Origin of the sequence: Streptomyces doebereineriae (assembly GCF_031845645.1) — a bacterium.
Taxonomy (GTDB): domain Bacteria; phylum Actinomycetota; class Actinomycetes; order Streptomycetales; family Streptomycetaceae; genus Streptomyces; species Streptomyces canus.
Genome location: NZ_JAVREZ010000070.1, coordinates 1 through 707, shown reverse-complemented (window position 1 = coordinate 707; position 707 = coordinate 1). Strand labels below are relative to the sequence as shown.

The 707-nt window shown below is 67.3% G+C and carries 1 protein-coding gene; it reads right to left on the bottom strand.

Annotated features, from left to right (window positions below; translation table 11 throughout):
* Window positions 1-707: AMP-binding protein (locus RNB18_RS50735; RefSeq protein ID WP_311720894.1), on the bottom strand; the 707-nt coding region annotated here is incomplete at both ends.

Sequence of the window (707 nt, the reverse complement as noted above, 5' to 3'; positions counted from 1 at the left end):
ACATACAACTCGCCCACGACCCCAACCGGGGCCGGGTTCAACCGCGAATCCAGCACCAGCGCACACGTACCGGGGACCGGGGTGCCGATGCGCACCGGTTCCCCAACCGCCAGTGCACTCCAGGTGGCCCAGATGGTGACCTCGGTCGGGCCATAGGCATTGAACATCCGCCGCCCCGGCGCCCACGCCGCCACCAGCTCCGCCGGGCACGCCTCACCACCGGTGACCAACGTGCCCAGTCCGTCGACCCGCGCCGGATCCAGTGTCGCCAGTACCGTCGGAGTGATCAACGCGGCAGTGACGTTCTGGCCGGACAGGATCTCGGTCAACGCCTCGCCGGCGTAGGCGTCCGGTGGGGCCACCACCAACGCCGCCCCCGACGCCACAGCCCACAACCACTCGAACACCGAGGCATCGAACGTCGGCGCGGCCACCATCAACACCCGCGCACCAGCACCCACCCCGAACAACTCACGATGCGCCGCAGCCACACCCAGCACACCGGCATGACTGATCGCCACACCCTTCGGAACACCGGTAGAACCCGACGTGAAGATCACATACGCCGCATCATCAAGACTCAACGGCGCCAACCGATCCGCGTCGGTGACAGGATCCGCACTGTGGTCGGACAGGTCCACCAGATCGAGCGGGATCACGAGTCGACCGCCGGTGCCGTCGACCAGATCGACACCGCACGTCAGTAC